Annotated in this window: 16 protein-coding genes and 1 tRNA gene; 7 read left to right on the forward strand and 10 right to left on the reverse strand. The window is 41.4% G+C overall.

The genetic code is table 11. The annotated features are described in order from the left end of the window. The first annotated feature begins 83 nt into the window (after nucleotides 1-83). Both QF042_RS06690 and QF042_RS06695 read left to right on the forward strand, forming a co-directional pair. Entirely contained in the window at nucleotides 84-548 is a 465-nt protein-coding gene (locus tag QF042_RS06690; protein ID WP_307526543.1) for a redoxin domain-containing protein, read from the forward strand. A 98-nt stretch (nucleotides 549-646) separates the two neighbouring features. After that, nucleotides 647-720: transfer RNA gene (locus tag QF042_RS06695), tRNA-Arg, on the forward strand. Between the two features lie 156 nt (nucleotides 721-876). On the opposite strand, the gene QF042_RS06700 is transcribed toward QF042_RS06695, so the two are convergent. Together QF042_RS06700 and QF042_RS06705 are read right to left on the reverse strand one after the other, a co-directional pair. Next, nucleotides 877-1,602 (reverse strand): DUF72 domain-containing protein, encoded by a 726-nt coding sequence (locus tag QF042_RS06700; RefSeq protein ID WP_307526545.1) that lies wholly within the window; start codon nucleotides 1,600-1,602, stop codon nucleotides 877-879. Nucleotides 1,603-1,659: 57 nt separating this feature from the next. Further along, the gene (locus QF042_RS06705; RefSeq protein WP_307526547.1) at nucleotides 1,660-1,956 is read right to left on the reverse strand and encodes a hypothetical protein; all 297 of its coding nucleotides are present in this window, start codon (nucleotides 1,954-1,956) and stop codon (nucleotides 1,660-1,662) included. A 192-nt stretch (nucleotides 1,957-2,148) separates the two neighbouring features. Here QF042_RS06705 and QF042_RS06710 point away from each other — a divergent pair, with 192 nt between their 5' ends. Further along, complete coding sequence (locus QF042_RS06710; protein ID WP_307526549.1) at nucleotides 2,149-2,415, forward strand: hypothetical protein; 267 nt, start codon at nucleotides 2,149-2,151, stop codon at nucleotides 2,413-2,415. A 350-nt stretch (nucleotides 2,416-2,765) separates the two neighbouring features. Next, on the forward strand, nucleotides 2,766-4,880 hold the full coding sequence (gene glgX / locus QF042_RS06715; protein ID WP_307526552.1) for a glycogen debranching protein GlgX: 2,115 nt from the start codon (nucleotides 2,766-2,768) through the stop codon (nucleotides 4,878-4,880). Between the two features lie 20 nt (nucleotides 4,881-4,900). Here the strand turns inward: glgX and QF042_RS06720 are convergent, their stop codons facing one another. Continuing rightward, nucleotides 4,901-5,137 (reverse strand): hypothetical protein, encoded by a 237-nt coding sequence (locus QF042_RS06720; RefSeq protein ID WP_307526554.1) that lies wholly within the window; start codon nucleotides 5,135-5,137, stop codon nucleotides 4,901-4,903. Nucleotides 5,138-5,229: 92 nt separating this feature from the next. Then, nucleotides 5,230-6,771, reverse strand: coding sequence for an FAD-dependent oxidoreductase (locus QF042_RS06725; protein WP_307526556.1), 1,542 nt, complete (start codon nucleotides 6,769-6,771; stop codon nucleotides 5,230-5,232). Nucleotides 6,772-6,972: 201 nt separating this feature from the next. Here QF042_RS06725 and QF042_RS06730 point away from each other — a divergent pair, with 201 nt between their 5' ends. Next, a complete protein-coding gene (locus tag QF042_RS06730) occupies nucleotides 6,973-7,581 on the forward strand; it encodes a hypothetical protein (protein ID WP_307526558.1) in 609 nt (202 codons plus the stop codon). Here the strand turns inward: QF042_RS06730 and QF042_RS06735 are convergent. The 6 genes from QF042_RS06735 to QF042_RS06760 all read right to left on the reverse strand — a co-directional run bounded on the left by QF042_RS06735 (nucleotide 7,578) and on the right by QF042_RS06760 (nucleotide 11,412). Continuing rightward, nucleotides 7,578-8,051 (reverse strand): ankyrin repeat domain-containing protein, encoded by a 474-nt coding sequence (locus tag QF042_RS06735; protein ID WP_307526560.1) that lies wholly within the window; start codon nucleotides 8,049-8,051, stop codon nucleotides 7,578-7,580. The genes QF042_RS06730 and QF042_RS06735 overlap by 4 nt on opposite strands. Before the next feature lie 98 nt (nucleotides 8,052-8,149). After that, complete coding sequence (locus tag QF042_RS06740) at nucleotides 8,150-8,617, reverse strand: low affinity iron permease family protein (RefSeq protein ID WP_307526561.1); 468 nt, start codon at nucleotides 8,615-8,617, stop codon at nucleotides 8,150-8,152. 158 nt (nucleotides 8,618-8,775) lie between these two features. Next, the gene (locus QF042_RS06745; protein ID WP_307526563.1) at nucleotides 8,776-9,333 is read right to left on the reverse strand and encodes a ferritin-like domain-containing protein; all 558 of its coding nucleotides are present in this window, start codon (nucleotides 9,331-9,333) and stop codon (nucleotides 8,776-8,778) included. 66 nt (nucleotides 9,334-9,399) lie between these two features. Beyond that, nucleotides 9,400-10,194 carry an inorganic diphosphatase gene (locus QF042_RS06750; protein ID WP_307526565.1) on the reverse strand — a complete coding sequence of 265 codons (795 nt, stop codon included), beginning with the start codon at nucleotides 10,192-10,194 and terminating at the stop codon, nucleotides 9,400-9,402. Between the two features lie 39 nt (nucleotides 10,195-10,233). Beyond that, a complete protein-coding gene (locus QF042_RS06755) occupies nucleotides 10,234-10,911 on the reverse strand; it encodes a DUF6766 family protein (RefSeq protein ID WP_307526567.1) in 678 nt (225 codons plus the stop codon). Between the two features lie 15 nt (nucleotides 10,912-10,926). Beyond that, the gene (locus QF042_RS06760; protein ID WP_307526569.1) at nucleotides 10,927-11,412 is read right to left on the reverse strand and encodes a CinA family protein; all 486 of its coding nucleotides are present in this window, start codon (nucleotides 11,410-11,412) and stop codon (nucleotides 10,927-10,929) included. A 188-nt stretch (nucleotides 11,413-11,600) separates the two neighbouring features. Between QF042_RS06760 and QF042_RS06765 the strand changes: the two genes are divergently transcribed. Both QF042_RS06765 and QF042_RS06770 read left to right on the forward strand, forming a co-directional pair. Then, nucleotides 11,601-12,185 (forward strand): ferritin-like domain-containing protein, encoded by a 585-nt coding sequence (locus QF042_RS06765; protein ID WP_307526571.1) that lies wholly within the window; start codon nucleotides 11,601-11,603, stop codon nucleotides 12,183-12,185. A 14-nt stretch (nucleotides 12,186-12,199) separates the two neighbouring features. Beyond that, entirely contained in the window at nucleotides 12,200-14,392 is a 2,193-nt protein-coding gene (locus QF042_RS06770; RefSeq protein WP_307526573.1) for a catalase, read from the forward strand. The last annotated feature ends 81 nt before the right edge of the window (nucleotides 14,393-14,473 follow it).

Here is a 14,473-nt window from a genome sequence, read left to right on the forward strand (position 1 = left end):
TCACTGGAGGAATGCAATACTAATGAACAAATGACCAATGAACTACTGAACCAATTAATATATTTAACCCAAAAAAAAATACAATGGCATTACAAGTTGGCGATACCGCCCCTGATTTTAAATTATACAGTTCTGATTTGACAGAAATTTCTCTTTCTGGTTTCAAAGGCAAAAAAGTAATCATTCACTTTTTCCCGATGGCTTTTACCGGAACATGTACAGAACAGTTATGTACCATGCGTGATAATTTCAGTTATTACGAAGGAATAGATGCACAGGTAATCGGTATTTCAGTCGATTCTCCATTTTCTCTGGGGAAATTTAAAGAAGTACAAAGCTATCAGTTCCCTTTATTATCTGATTTTAACAAAGAAGTATCAGCAGCTTACGGTGCTTTTTATAACGAATTTGTGTTTGGATTGAAAGGCGTTTCTAAAAGAGCAGCTTTTGTGATCGATGAAGAAGGAAAAATTGCTTATGCAGAAGTTTTAGAGGATGCACATGATTTGCCTGATTTTAAAGCAATTAATGATTCATTAAGCGCATAAAGCATATCCTGCAAAGAATTATTTTTAGATTTTTTAAAATTTAATTGGAAATTAAAATATCAAATTATACCTTTGCAGTCCGTTAACGATACGGAAACGCATTTGTAGCTCAATTGGATAGAGCATCTCACTACGGATGAGAAGGTTTGGGGTTCGAATCCCTACAAGTGCACTAAAAGGGGAAGATTTAAATCTTCCCCTTTTTTGTCTACAACCGTCATCGCTAACTGTATCATTTTAAGGTAGTTAATGTATCGCAGAAAAACAAATTTCCCTTCTTTTGTTTTAGAGTAAATACCTGATCTTATTTTTATGCTATTGTGATATTTTATATCATTTTTTTAATTTCAAGTGCATTAAATGCGGCATAACCTTCCTGGTCATTGTCAAAATAGATATAAACATCCTTTTTTTCATTCAGCCAGGCATTGCACATTTTAGCCCATCGTTCTAAGGCCGATCGGCTGTAAGAACCCTGATATTTTTCTCCAGGCCCATGTAGCCTGATGTATACAAAATCGGCCGTGGCAATAACAGGTGATTGATGCCCTGCCAAATCATAAATGCAGAAAGCACAATTGTATTTTTTTAAAAGGGCAAATACCTCATCATGGTACCAACTTGGATTTCTAAATTCAAATGTGTAGCGGTATTCTGGTGGAAGCATTTCTAAAAATCTTTCCAGGCGTTCGATATTAATGTTCCATTTTGGGGGCAACTGAAAAAGGATTGGCCCCAATTTCTTTTCCAGCCCCAGGCAGGCATTTAAAAATTCAACGATTTCGTTCCGTGCTACGTTCAGTTTTTTTAAATGGGTAAAATACCTGTTGGCTTTAACGGCATAAGCAAAATTGGCTGGAGCTTGTTCCTGCCAGGCTTGAAAATTTTGTAGTGTTGGCTGGCGGTAAAAAGAATTGTTCAGTTCTACAGTATCGAAATGTGCTGTAAAATATTTCAGTTGATCTTTCTTTTTAAGGTCTGATGGATAAAAAGTACCCTCCCAATGGCGGTATTTCCACCCCGATGTACCGATATAAGCTTTACCTAATTTCATTTAGTCACTATTATTATTCAAAAATACTTGTCGTAGTAGGCTACAGCAGCAAACTGCCTATTCTATTTCACCATCAGCCAGTCCATCTAAGAACCATCCTGATTTATAGTCGAATCTGGCAGATTCAGTTTTTGATTTATTGGTGACCTTGCCCGTAAAATCATGTGCAATATCACCTTCACTTTCAAGTATCTGTTTAGCCGCCAGCGCGTATTCATTTAAATCGAGCCCATCTTTGATGATATAGGTTAATTCTCCATTTTCGCTCCACAATGATTCTATTACCCCATCGTCGAACTTCTTCTTTAATGCGTTTAAATCTTCTTTCGAAATGTTCCTTCGTAGATCTTCCATGTTTATATTTTTTGTAAACGTTCTAATAAAACAAATGAATTGAGCCTTTGGTTCAGATTTGTTTTTATTTCTTTACGTAGGACTACCGTAATAAGGGGCTCCGTATCTTTCAGTCACTTGCTAAGGATATTTAACGCCATTTGAAAATTCTGTCCTGCTTGCTATTTGTAATAATATCTAAATATTTCAACAATGGCTGATATGTTTACAAAACCAACTTCCGGTAAATACTGTTGTTATAGAAAAAATGATATTATGATACCGGATAACAATAACGAACAAGAAAATAAAGATAACCTGGCACATGAGGCTGGCCATGACCGATCTGATAACGCTGAGAATGACAATAAAGAGCTGGAGGATAATGAACTTCAGCGGGGGCTTACAGGTGAGAGCGATGATGAGGAGGATGTATCTGGGGATCTGGCCGGAAACGCAGCAGGAAATCCAGACGAATAAGCAGGTGTTTATTACAAACTTTTGTCAGTCTGATCTTGTTGAAGACCTTTTAATAGTCAATCAAAAAGATATTCTTTGACAACTTGTCCCGGCTTTCTTAGGGGGGGCTGGCCATAAAAAATTAGAGATGTCGTTATTGCGAGGAGGAACGATGGAGCAATCTTACAACTATGGGTTATAGCGACCGCATGGACTGCTTCAGCCGACGAAAAATGGATCTCGTAATTACAATTTTACTAAAAAATTATCACTAGCACTTCAATATTAACTGAATCTTCAGGAAGACAATTTTTTGATTTCCTTAAGTTAAGGGCATAGAAGAAGTGAAATGAATGCAATTAAAAACGAATATGCATACAGTTAGCCAGCTTCCTGGCCGTCCTCATCCGCTTGGATCAACCTGGGACGGCAGTGGGACTAATTTTGCACTCTTTGCGGCGCACGCTCAAAAAGTAGAACTCTGCCTTTACGATGAGCATGGCGTTGAAGTAGCTCGGGTTGATATCGCTGAACGCGATCACCATGTTTTTCACTGTTATATTCCCGATATCGGCCCGGGGCAGTTATATGGTTATCGGGTGCATGGCGCTTACGAACCCATGAACGGCCACAGATTTAACCCGAATAAATTACTGATTGATCCCTATGCGAGGGCAATATCGGGTGATGTGGTATGGTGTGTTGAAGTTTTTGGATATGACCTGGAGGGAGAAGAGGCTGATTTGAGTTTCTCAGAAACCGATAGTGCACCTTACATGCCCAAGTCGGTAGTGGTTGATATGACCTATGATTGGGGAAATGATAAGCCTCTACATATTCCCTATAACCAAAGTGTTATTTACGAGCTTCATGTTAAGGGTTTTTCCAAGTTAAATCCTTTAATTCCCGAATCTTTGCGTGGTACTTATGCAGGGTTGGCCCATCCGGCAAGTATTCAATACCTCAAATCGCTTGGCATCACCGCTGTTGAGCTGATGCCTGTACACCAATTTGTTTCTGACGGCCATCTCATTGATAGAGGGCTGAATAATTATTGGGGATATAATACCATTGGCTTTTTTGCGCCCGAATCCAGGTATTCTTCTTCTGGTACCAATGGAAACCAGGTAAAAGAGTTTAGGGATATGGTAAAAGCCCTGCATGCTGCCGGAATAGAGGTGATTTTAGATGTAGTTTACAATCATACTGCCGAGGGCAACGAGAAAGGTCCAACACTTTCCTTTAAGGGAATAGATAATTTAACCTATTATAGATTGGAAGAAGAAAACAAACGATATTATACAGATTATACTGGAACGGGGAACACCTTAAATTCGAGAATGCCCACCGTACTCAGGTTTATTATGGATAGCCTGAGGTTTTGGATACAGGAGATGCATGTAGATGGATTCAGGTTCGATCTGGCTTCAACTTTGGCAAGGGGCCTGCACGATGTTGACCGGTTGGGCGCATTTTTTGATATCATCCATCAGGATCCGATCATTTCTATGGTAAAACTAATTGCTGAACCCTGGGATTTAGGAGAAGGAGGCTATCAGATAGGTAAGTTCCCGCCAGGCTGGGCAGAATGGAATGGCAAGTACCGCGATCTGATGCGCCGTTTTTGGAAAGGTGACCATGGAACACTCGGGCAGTTTGCCAAACGGTTTTTAGGGAGTCCTGATATTTATATGCAGGACTATAGAAGACCAACTGCCAGCATCAATTTCATTACTGCGCATGATGGTTTTACCCTTCACGATTTGGTCAGCTATAATGAGCGGCACAATATAGCAAATGGCGATAACAATACCGACGGCGAAGCGGAGAACCATTCGTGGAACTGCGGTGTGGAGGGGCAAACGGATGATGACGCTATAAATGCGCTCCGTGCACGACAAAAACGCAATTTTTTGGCCACATTGTTGCTTTCGCAAGGCATCCCGATGATCACCTCGGGTGATGAAATGGGAAAGACCCAAAATGGTAACAACAATGCCTATTGCCAGGACAATGAAATTTCGTGGATCAATTGGCAGAATAAAGATGAGGGACTTTTAAAGTTCACCCAGGACCTGATTAAACTCCGCCTTAAACATCCTAGTCTGCGTAGAAAGGAATGGATAGTGGGTGATAGGATCGATTCGGACGGGCTTTTGGATATTGCCTGGTTTTCGCCAAGCGGTAAAATTATGGAAACAGCCGATTGGCAAGAGGATAGCTCCGGGAGTATCGGGATTTTTCTTCATGGAGAGGGGATACAGGGTAAAGCAGAAAATGGAGAGGATATTCTTGATGTTCATTTTTTTCTCATCATTAATGCCCATCATGATGGTGTAACCTTTAAACTGCCTGCAGCGGAGTACGCACTTAATTGGTCTGTTGAGATTTCTACAGACGAAAGTATTAATCAAAAAGCACAGTTTAGGGCAGAAAGCAGTGTTGAGGTTGGAGGAAGAACGTTAATGGTACTTAGGGCAGGGTAACTGCCCTAATACCGTAAGATTTATAAAAGACCCTGAAGGCCGTTTTTCGTTGCCAAAACGGTTAAAACCTTTATTTCTCCAGGAACATCGCGGGGATCTTTCAATTGGTTGGCGCTAAAATTGCGCAGTTGTAAAATGGTTGCAGATTTTTTTAGCTGCACTACACTTTCAGCACCCATTAAAGCATGTACTTTAAGCTCGGGCTGCCTGATGAGTGTATTCATGGATCTATTATCCAGCCCAACTGATCTTTTCATTTTTTCCATATATTCTTTTTCTATTAAAACAATAAAATCTTTCACTGGTTTTAAGGTGTTTATTTTTTTTGCTCCTTTTTGCCGATTTTATTTCATTTTACTGGAACGACCTCGAGGTCTTTTTGCGGTGGTCCGCTTAGCACTTTTCCTGTAATGGAAAATCTTCCTCCATGGCAGGGGCAGTCCCAGGTTTTTTCTGTAGGATTCCAGCTCACAATACAGCCAGCGTGCGTACATACCGGATTTAAGGCGGTTACTTTTCCGGCATCATCTTTATGTAATGCCAGTTTTTCTCCATCAAATTCTACTATTTTACCCTCACCTTTTGCCAGTTCACTGGTAGATCTGATTATTTCTGCACCAAACCGATCTGCTACAAAATGGTAAGCCACATCTGCATTTTCCTTTACAAATTCAGAAAATCCAGATATAGGTTTCAACCTTGACGGGCTCAACAATTTTTCATAGGGGTTTTCTTTTTCTAAAATAAGATCGCTGATCAGCACAGCCGAAAGACTGCCCAGTATCATGCCGTTTCCGTTAAAACCTGTTGCAATGAAAATCCCTTTGTCGCCACCGGGTAAATGGCCAATGTAAGGAAGGCCATCAACAGGTACATAGTATTGTGATGACCAGCGGTAATCGATCTGGCTGATGTCGAAATGTTTTCTGGCATAATGTTCAAGATCTTCAAATGCCTTTAATGGGTCTCCGTGGCCGGTTTTATGGTCGGCGCCTCCAATAATCAGATATTTTTGTCCATCAATCTCATGGCTCCTAAAATAGTGATACGGTTCCTGCATATCGTATGCCAGGCAGTTGGGGTACTCGCCGCTGTTCAGTTTTACTGCAAGCACATAACTGCGGTAAGGTGCATTGCGTAGCGACAGGATGTTTATACCGGGAGGAATGTGCGTGGCATAAACAATGTTTTTTGCTTTTAGTGTAAATTTATCGCTCTTTGCATAATGGATGTCTTCGTGCAGCTCGGTACTATGGATAAACGTTTGTTCGATAATTTTTCCGCCCAGTTTTTCAAATTCTTTGGCCAGGCCGAGGATGTATTTTAATGGGTGGAACTGGGCCTGGTTTTTAAAACACAGCACATGCTCAAACGGGATCGGAACTCCATTTTCAAAAGCTTCGCTCACTTCTACACCAGCAGTTTGCGATGATTCTAGAATAGACTGGAGTTCTTCTGTTTCTTTTTCGTTCTGCGAGAAAAGATAACCTTCTTTAAACTCGAAGTCTGCATCAATTTTTAATTCCTTTATGTTTGCACTGATCATTTCGATCATTTCCTTTGAGCCTTTGGCCATCAGCCTTGAGGCTTCTTTGCTGAAATCGCTATCAATTTCGGGATAGGTGGTATCCAGAAAAGTGTTTAAGTGTGCGGTGGTGCCCCCGGTTGTACCAAAGCCGAGATTTTTTGCTTCCACCAGTAAACATTTCTTTCCCTGTTTTTGCAGCAGCAGTGCGGTCGTTATACCTGTAATTCCTCCTCCGATAATCAGCGCATCGTATACCTCCTCGTGATCAGAATAGGAAGTTACAGGATTGTCTACTGAAGCAGATTGCCAGATACTGGTATTGGCCCCATCTCTCCCATTTGTTTCTGTTCCGTTGTTTTCCATTTTCAAAGCAGTTGATAAATTAATAACCTGTTTTCAAACAGAAAGGTTTGTAGAATTTTGTTTTAACCGCTTATGCTATCCTGAATGTTATTCTGCAATGTTTCATGTAAATTTTTAGCGGCTATTTGATAACCTGGTATTTTTAATGTTTAAATAATCAAACCAACAACCCAGAATAATGGTTTTATAGAAAAAGAAACGATGGGAAAATTAATTAATAGTCTGGTTCCCCGACAGGTTATCGGAAGCCAGATGGATGTGGTTGAAGAACGGAAATTAAGCAGCCTCACCCAGGCACAGGAATTTTTCTCAGCAGCTGCAAAAAGGTTACTCGCAGTGAATGAATGGGGCAGAATCTCCGGACTTTCGGACTTTAAGATTTTTGCGCCTGATGGAAAGGAAGCAATGCGATCAGCCCAAAAGGGAGATTTTATTAAAATTGATATCCCTGGGCCAGGTCCGGTATCGGGAGGTGGGTTTGATTGGGTGAAGATTGAAGAAATCGAAAGCGAGCATGACGGCGATCAGGAAATGATCAGTATGCGTGTTCGTCCATGTCCTTCACCATTTAACAAGGATAAACAGACTGCTCATTTTTTGAAAGACCATGCCACTTCTACCTTTCTTATCCGTAGGGATAGAATTACAGTATGGGCAGAGGAGCATGGCAGGAACGAGCAGGCGAATACTGATGAAGGAAATTTAATCGATAGGGCACGGAATCTCATTGTTGGTTTTAGTGCCAAGCTGGGTTTATCCTATCCTCAATGGAAACTGTTGGTAAAAGGACTACTTGATGGCAAGCCTTAATGCTGTAATATGGCAAGTCCTTCTTCGTTGCCCTGCATCGCTGCAAGCTCTGCGGCACGCTGTCCACGGATATCGGTAAGCGAAGGATCTGCACCTTTTTCAAGTAAGAGTTTCAGCAGATCGTTCCTTCCGAACATGGCTGCAAACATCAGGGCAGTTCCTCCGTTTCCATGTTGAAGATCTAATTTTGCACCCCTGGCTATAAGTAGTGCTGCAATTGGAAGGTAGCCCTTAAAGCAAACGCCCATCAGTGCCGTGTTGCCGCCAAAATCTGCGGCATCTATATCAGCTCCTGCATCCAGGAGTATCTCTGCACTTGATAAACGGTTATTATAACAGGCGATGATTAACGGGGTATATCCTTTTTCATCTCTGAAATTAATGTTGGCTCCCCTTCTGATAAGCTCTTTTAATACTTCGGTTTCTCCCTGTCTTGCTGCAGGTATAATCAATAGGTCTAAATTTTCCATGTAAATAAAACCGTACTTATAGAGAAAAGGTTTGCCGCTTAAAGTTAAAGTCGATTTTATTTTGTTCGCTGCTCCGGTAATTGGCTAATATGGATATGCTAATCGGACTTATCCCTGTTCATCCGCTTTTTGCCTGATGATTTTTCGCTGGAAAGTTTTTCTGCGGAATCAATAGAATGCGACACGTATATATTTTCATCTTTTTCTGCCGCATCAGAGAGTTTTTGATAAAATTTGTGTAGCACATCAAGTTCAGCCTCTGAAAGATCTTCGATATCTACCATGCGGTTACTGGCATGCCGGCTCGCTGCCAACAGTTCGTTAAGCTTCAATTGTATTGCCTTCGAATCTTTGTTCTGTGTTTTCTGGATTAGAAATACCATTAAAAAAGTAATAATGGTCGTCCCTGTATTGATAACCAGTTGCCAGGTATCAGAATAGTTGAATATAGGACCACTTATGCCCCAGATAATAATAACGCCTAAAGCCATGGTAAAAGCCCAGGCACTTCCTGTCCAATAAGTTATTTTATCGGATATACGCTCAAAAAAGTTTTGCTTATTCATGATAAATTTTTAAAGCTATATACAAGGCTAACCTCATTTGGTTTTAATTTATATCAAAACATTGATTGAACGGCGCTTCATGGAAAGATAAAGCAATAAAAATGCCCCCAGAAAGTGTCTAACTTTTTGGGGGCATAAAAAAGGAGTCTTTTTTATGATTATTCTGTTACCGCCTCTGAATTGACAGCGTTAACGGCTATTTCGGTCAGGGCTACATCTGTCGCCTTTTCATTTTCGAGCGTTTGCGTAAGTAGTTCTGCCACATCATCATGGCCAATATTCTGTGCAAATACCCTTAAAGTTCCGTAGGTTGCAATTTCATAGTGCTCAACCTTTTGAGCAGCCAGAATAAGCCCTGCATCGCGGATCATGGTGCCTTTATCAGTATCAGCGATAATTCCGTTGGCCTCTTCAACTAAACCGGCCATGGCATCACATTTTTTTGCAGTGGCTTTTTCTCCTAAAAGGCTAAATACCTCTTCAAGGGTGTTGATATGTTGCTCGGTTTCCTGGGTATGCTTTTCAAAAGCTGCTGCCAGTTCAGGGCTTGTAGCAGCCTTCTTCATTTTTGGAAGTGCCTTTGCAAGGTGTTTCTCTGCCCAATAAATATCCTTTAACTCATCAATAAAAAAATCGTGGAACTCTGAATTCTCAATTTTTCCTGTTTTCCCCATAGGTTTTGAGGTTTTCTTTGCTGTTGTTTTTGTAGTTGCCATAATTATATTTTTAATCGGTTATTTATTATAGAACAGGTTAAAATTGTGATGGTTTTGAGTTTTTTATTATATCATCCCGATATCAAGTGACCTGATCAGTATTTCTTTCTGATTGAACTGTTTTTCAAGACTGGTTTTAAGTTTCTGCCAAAATTTTTGGTCAAAAATTGGTACCATCACCTCAAACACCATCATTTTGTCTTTCTCTAATTGCCCTTTTTCCCTCCATTTGCCCGATACCGGGTTCTGGGCATAGATACTCAGCCCACCGAAATTTTTGATCAGCTTTTGCTCCAGCGCTTTTAGCTTTTTATCTGCAGATGGCGAATTTATTAAAGGCAAAAACAACTGAATGAGTTTTTGTTTGTCATTGTTGTTTCTACGGCCTTTGTCAATAAGTTTAAGTGCCAGATCGGTATTGATATGCCCCTGGACTTTAAAAGATTTTCCTGCCAGCAGATTATAGCTGATGAAAAACTGCTCAATTTCCTTCAATAGTTTTTCTGGTATATCCTTTAATGAATTTACCTTCGCATAAGTCAGGCTTATTTCTGGAACAGCAATAAAACGATCGTTACGCGTTATTTTTCCATCTTTCTCCCGCTGTTTGGCCTTTATTCCACCAATGATCCGACAATCGACCACACAGCCTGTGAAGGTGTTGAGTTCAGAGATCAGCATTACATCAAGCGGATCGCCATCATCTCCGACGGTGCCCGGGAGAAAACCAAAATCAAATGGAAAGACCATGCCTGCCGGCATCAGTTTGTTCAGTAAAAAGCTGCCGCTTTTGGGCTCATAATCGAATTTTTGGCGGGAGCCTTTTGGTGTCTCGATAATTACCTGTGTATATCTGCTCATCACAATAAGCTTTTAATGTTATTATTTTGATCATCAGTTTTATTTCCCTGTTTCCATATGGGGTGCATCAACAGGTTTTGATTCAGGCGAACCCTTCTGCCTTAAAAAAATCGTCAGTATTACAATAGCGGCAACAGACAAGAATTCGCTCTGCCAGTTTTGAAAGGTTTCAAACCAGAAGTTGGCCTGCCCCAGGTATGCGCCCATGGTATCTGTAGGCTCTCCTTTTAGTACCTGTTCCATGTTGTGGTCTTGCCAGCTGCCATAAAAATGGAGGTACCAGCTTAGCAAAAAAAGTATGCTGAAAACAATAGAAAGTGAATTTGAATATAGTTTTAAGATCCATCCGCCCTGGCGTACTGCCCATGGTGCATCTTTCGAGGGTACGGGTTCCCGGTCTACTTCTTCCTCCTCATCAAGTTTTTTTGATTCAGCAGAACCAATCTGACGTAATTTTACGGTCAACAATACATAAAGCACCATCTGTAAAAATTCACTTTCGAAATTTTCAAAGGTTGCGGAGATAAAATGACCTGTCTGCAGATAAGTGCCAAAATCAAGATCGGGTGCTCCATGTTCGTTCAGTTGGTTGTTGTGTTCATTCCAGCCAGTAAGGGCCTGCGCCAAAAGGGTAAGGATAAAAAGGCTGATAAAGACAACAGATAACCCATTTTTATATAACCAGGTCTTTTTGGGGAATACTTTTTTTGCTTTCATAATACAGCTATTAATTTAGATGGAACCGAGATAATCTATCAGCATCGCTGCACAGGCCTCTATGGTTGCTGAAACAATTTCCTCCGGTTCTCCGGTAAAATTAAACCTTTGCGAAAAGGCCAGCTCACTTTGGTGGCTAGCATAAATAAACATGGTACCTACAGGTTTTTCTTTGGTTTCGCTTCCGCCCGGAGTGGTAAGCCCGGTAATCCCGATATGGATGTCTGCGGGGATCAATCGTGCCAGCCCAAGGCTGATCGCCCGGGTTACCTCCATTGATTCGGGTGTATAGGTTTCAATAAGCGCATGATCAACCTGTAAAAGATCTTCCTTTAAGCAGGCATCATAACAGGCGATACCGCCTTTAAGAAATTTCCCTGCATTATCAATCATCGAAAATTCTGCTGAAAGCCGGCCGGCAGTGGCACTTTCGGCAAAGGCAATTGTTAAATTTTTATTAATGAGCATTTTGCCCACAATATCCATATTGTCGCTTTTCATATTAAGATCTGGCTAGTGGCCCATCACATTATCTGATTAGGGGCTTGTCGCCTAAATAACATCCTATTTTGGCAAATGGTTTTAAAGTGAATTTTGTAACAGGTAGCTATTATCATCCCTTATTAAAACACGAATAAATTTCGGAAACTAAATAGCGAAATAAAGGGTTTAATAAAGGATGGTTAACGATGAAACATCTTACACTTAAAAAATATACCATGAAAAAACAGGACAGTGGCAGTAAACCAAAACTGAGTGCCAAAGCCACGGTAGTGGCTTCTTCGGCCTTGAAAGAGCTTTTTACAGACGGAATCCGTGATCTTTATTGGGCCGAGAACCACTTGGTTAAAAATTTACCTAAAATGATTTCCAGCGCAACAGCTCCAGCGCTTAAAGGGGCGATTGAATCACATCTTACTGAAACCACGGGGCATGTAACCAGGCTTGAACAGGTTTTTGATCTCCTCGGCGAAAAAGCCATAGCGAAAAAATGTGATGCGATGGAAGGATTGGGTAAGGAGGGTGAAAGTATTATCGAAGAAACACAGGCCGGAACAGCAACACGTGATGTGGGCATTATACTGGCCTGCCAAAAGGTAGAACACTATGAAATTGCTTCTTATAATGGACTTTTTCAATTGGCAACAACATTGGGTTTAACAGAAATTGCAGACTTACTTGAACAAACACTTGCTGAAGAAAAACTTGCCGATATAAAGCTTACCGATATTGCGGAGAGTGAGATTAATTATAAAGCAGCTGAGGAGGCTTAAAAAAGGAGACAAAAATGGCAAAAAAAACAACAGTAAAAGATACCGGTCCGATAAAACAAGATAATGATAAGACAGCAAAACTTGAGGCCTTTGTTGCAGATTCTACCGGTAAAAAACTCACCACTAATCATGGAGTCAAAATAAACGACGATCAGAATTCGCTTAAGGCGGGCGATCGTGGTGCAACATTATTAGAAGATTTTATATTACGGGAAAAAATTACCCATTTCGACCATGAGCGGATACCCGAGCGTATTGTACATGCCAGAGGATCCGGAGCACATGGGGTGTTTAAGGTATATGAAGATATGTCTTCCATTACCAGGGCAGCATTCCTTTGCGATCCGGGCGCAGAAACGCCTGTTTTTGTTCGGTTTTCAACTGTAGCAGGATCAAGAGGTTCTACTGATCTTGCTCGTGATGTTCGTGGTTTTGCGGTAAAGTTTTATACTCAGGAAGGTAATTTTGACCTCGTAGGCAACAATATGCCCGTCTTTTTTATTCAGGATGCGGTTAAATTCCCTGATTTAGTGCACGCAGTAAAGCCCGAGCCAGACAATGAAATTCCCCAGGCTGCATCTGCGCATGATACTTTTTGGGATTTCATTTCCCATATGCCCGAATCTGCACACATGATTATGTGGCTGATGAGTGACAGGGCCATTCCAAGAAGTTACAGGATGATGGAAGGTTTCGGGGTACATACCTTCCGCTTTGTTAATGCGTCGGGAGTGGCCAGTTTTGTAAAATTCCACTGGAAACCATTGCTAGGCGTACATTCGGTGGCATGGGATGAGGCGCAGAATATTTCTGGAAAAGATCCCGACTTTCATAGAAGGGATCTTTGGGATGCGATAGAAGCGGGCGCTTTTCCAGAGTGGGAACTTGGTGTTCAAATTGTTCCGGAGGAAGACGAATTTAAGTTTGGCTTCGACTTATTGGATCCGACCAAAATTATCCCCGAAGAGCTGGTTCCCGTGCAACGCATTGGAAAAATGACTTTAAACCGCAATCCCGATAATTTTTTTGCAGAAACTGAACAGGTTGCCTTTCATGTTGGGCATGTTGTTCCGGGAATAGATTTTACTAACGACCCACTTTTACAGGGAAGGCTGTTTTCTTATACTGATACGCAGCTGATCAGGCTGGGCGGACCAAATTTTCATGAGATTCCGATTAACAGACCGGTTGTGCCTGTAAACAATAATCAGCGCGATGGCTATATGCGCCAAACCATAAACCGCGGGAAGACCAGTTATGGTCCTAATGGAATAGCTGCGAACGATCCACAACAGGTTACAGCAGCAGATGGCGGTTTTGTAAGTTATAACGAACGTATTGATGCCAGGAAGATCCGTGCAAGAAGCAGGAGTTTTTTCGATCACTTTTCACAGGCGAGGTTATTTCTTAACAGTCAGTCTGAGGCCGAAAAAAATCACCTTATAGATGCCTTTAGCTTTGAATTGGGCAAGGTAAAAATGGTCGCAGTAAGAGAGCGCATGCTTGGGCTGCTTAACCATGTTGACAAAGGGCTTGCTGCGGCTGTTGCCTATGCCCTTGGGCTTCACGTTCCCCTTATTCCTTTGGAAGAACTTAATGGCAGTGTGCCGGCGGACGCTGATCCTGCTGATTATAGCCCCGAACAGAAAGAAGGTGAACTTACAAAATCGGAGGCATTAAGTATGGCCGGAACGGTTAAGGATACCATTGCTACCAGAAAGATAGCCATCCTTGCCGCAGATGGCGTGGATGGTAAATCGCTTAGTAAGGTGAAGGATACACTTGTTGCCCAAGGTGCAATTGTGCATATTATAGCGCCAAAGCTGGGCACTATCCTTTCACAGGAAGATCAGCAGATCGAAGTAGATGAGAGCTTCCTCACAGCTGCTTCGGTACTTTATGATGCCGTTTATCTTCCAGGAGGAACGAATAGCTCTGCTACATTAGAAGCTGAGGCCAATGCGGTACATTTCCTGAACGAGGCTTTTAAGCACTGTAAGGCAATAGCTGCCGATGCATCAGCAATACAGGTTTTGGAGGCTACGTATTTCTATAAAAAACTTCCAGACGAATATTCGCAGGAGACTGTGTTGCGCGAGGGGGTACTAGTTTCAGAAAATCTTTCTTCATTAGTGGAGCTTTTTATCAGGATGATTGCCCGGCATAGATTTTGGGATAGAGAGGTGCCAAGAAAAATTCCGGCATAGAAACTCCGTTAAATTTTTAGAATAACATTGATTTAAAAATCATTTCAGCCAGGTCAGTCAGCCTGGCTGTTTTTTTTAATA

Source organism: Pedobacter sp. W3I1 (assembly GCF_030816015.1).
Classification (GTDB): Bacteria; Bacteroidota; Bacteroidia; order Sphingobacteriales; family Sphingobacteriaceae; genus Pedobacter.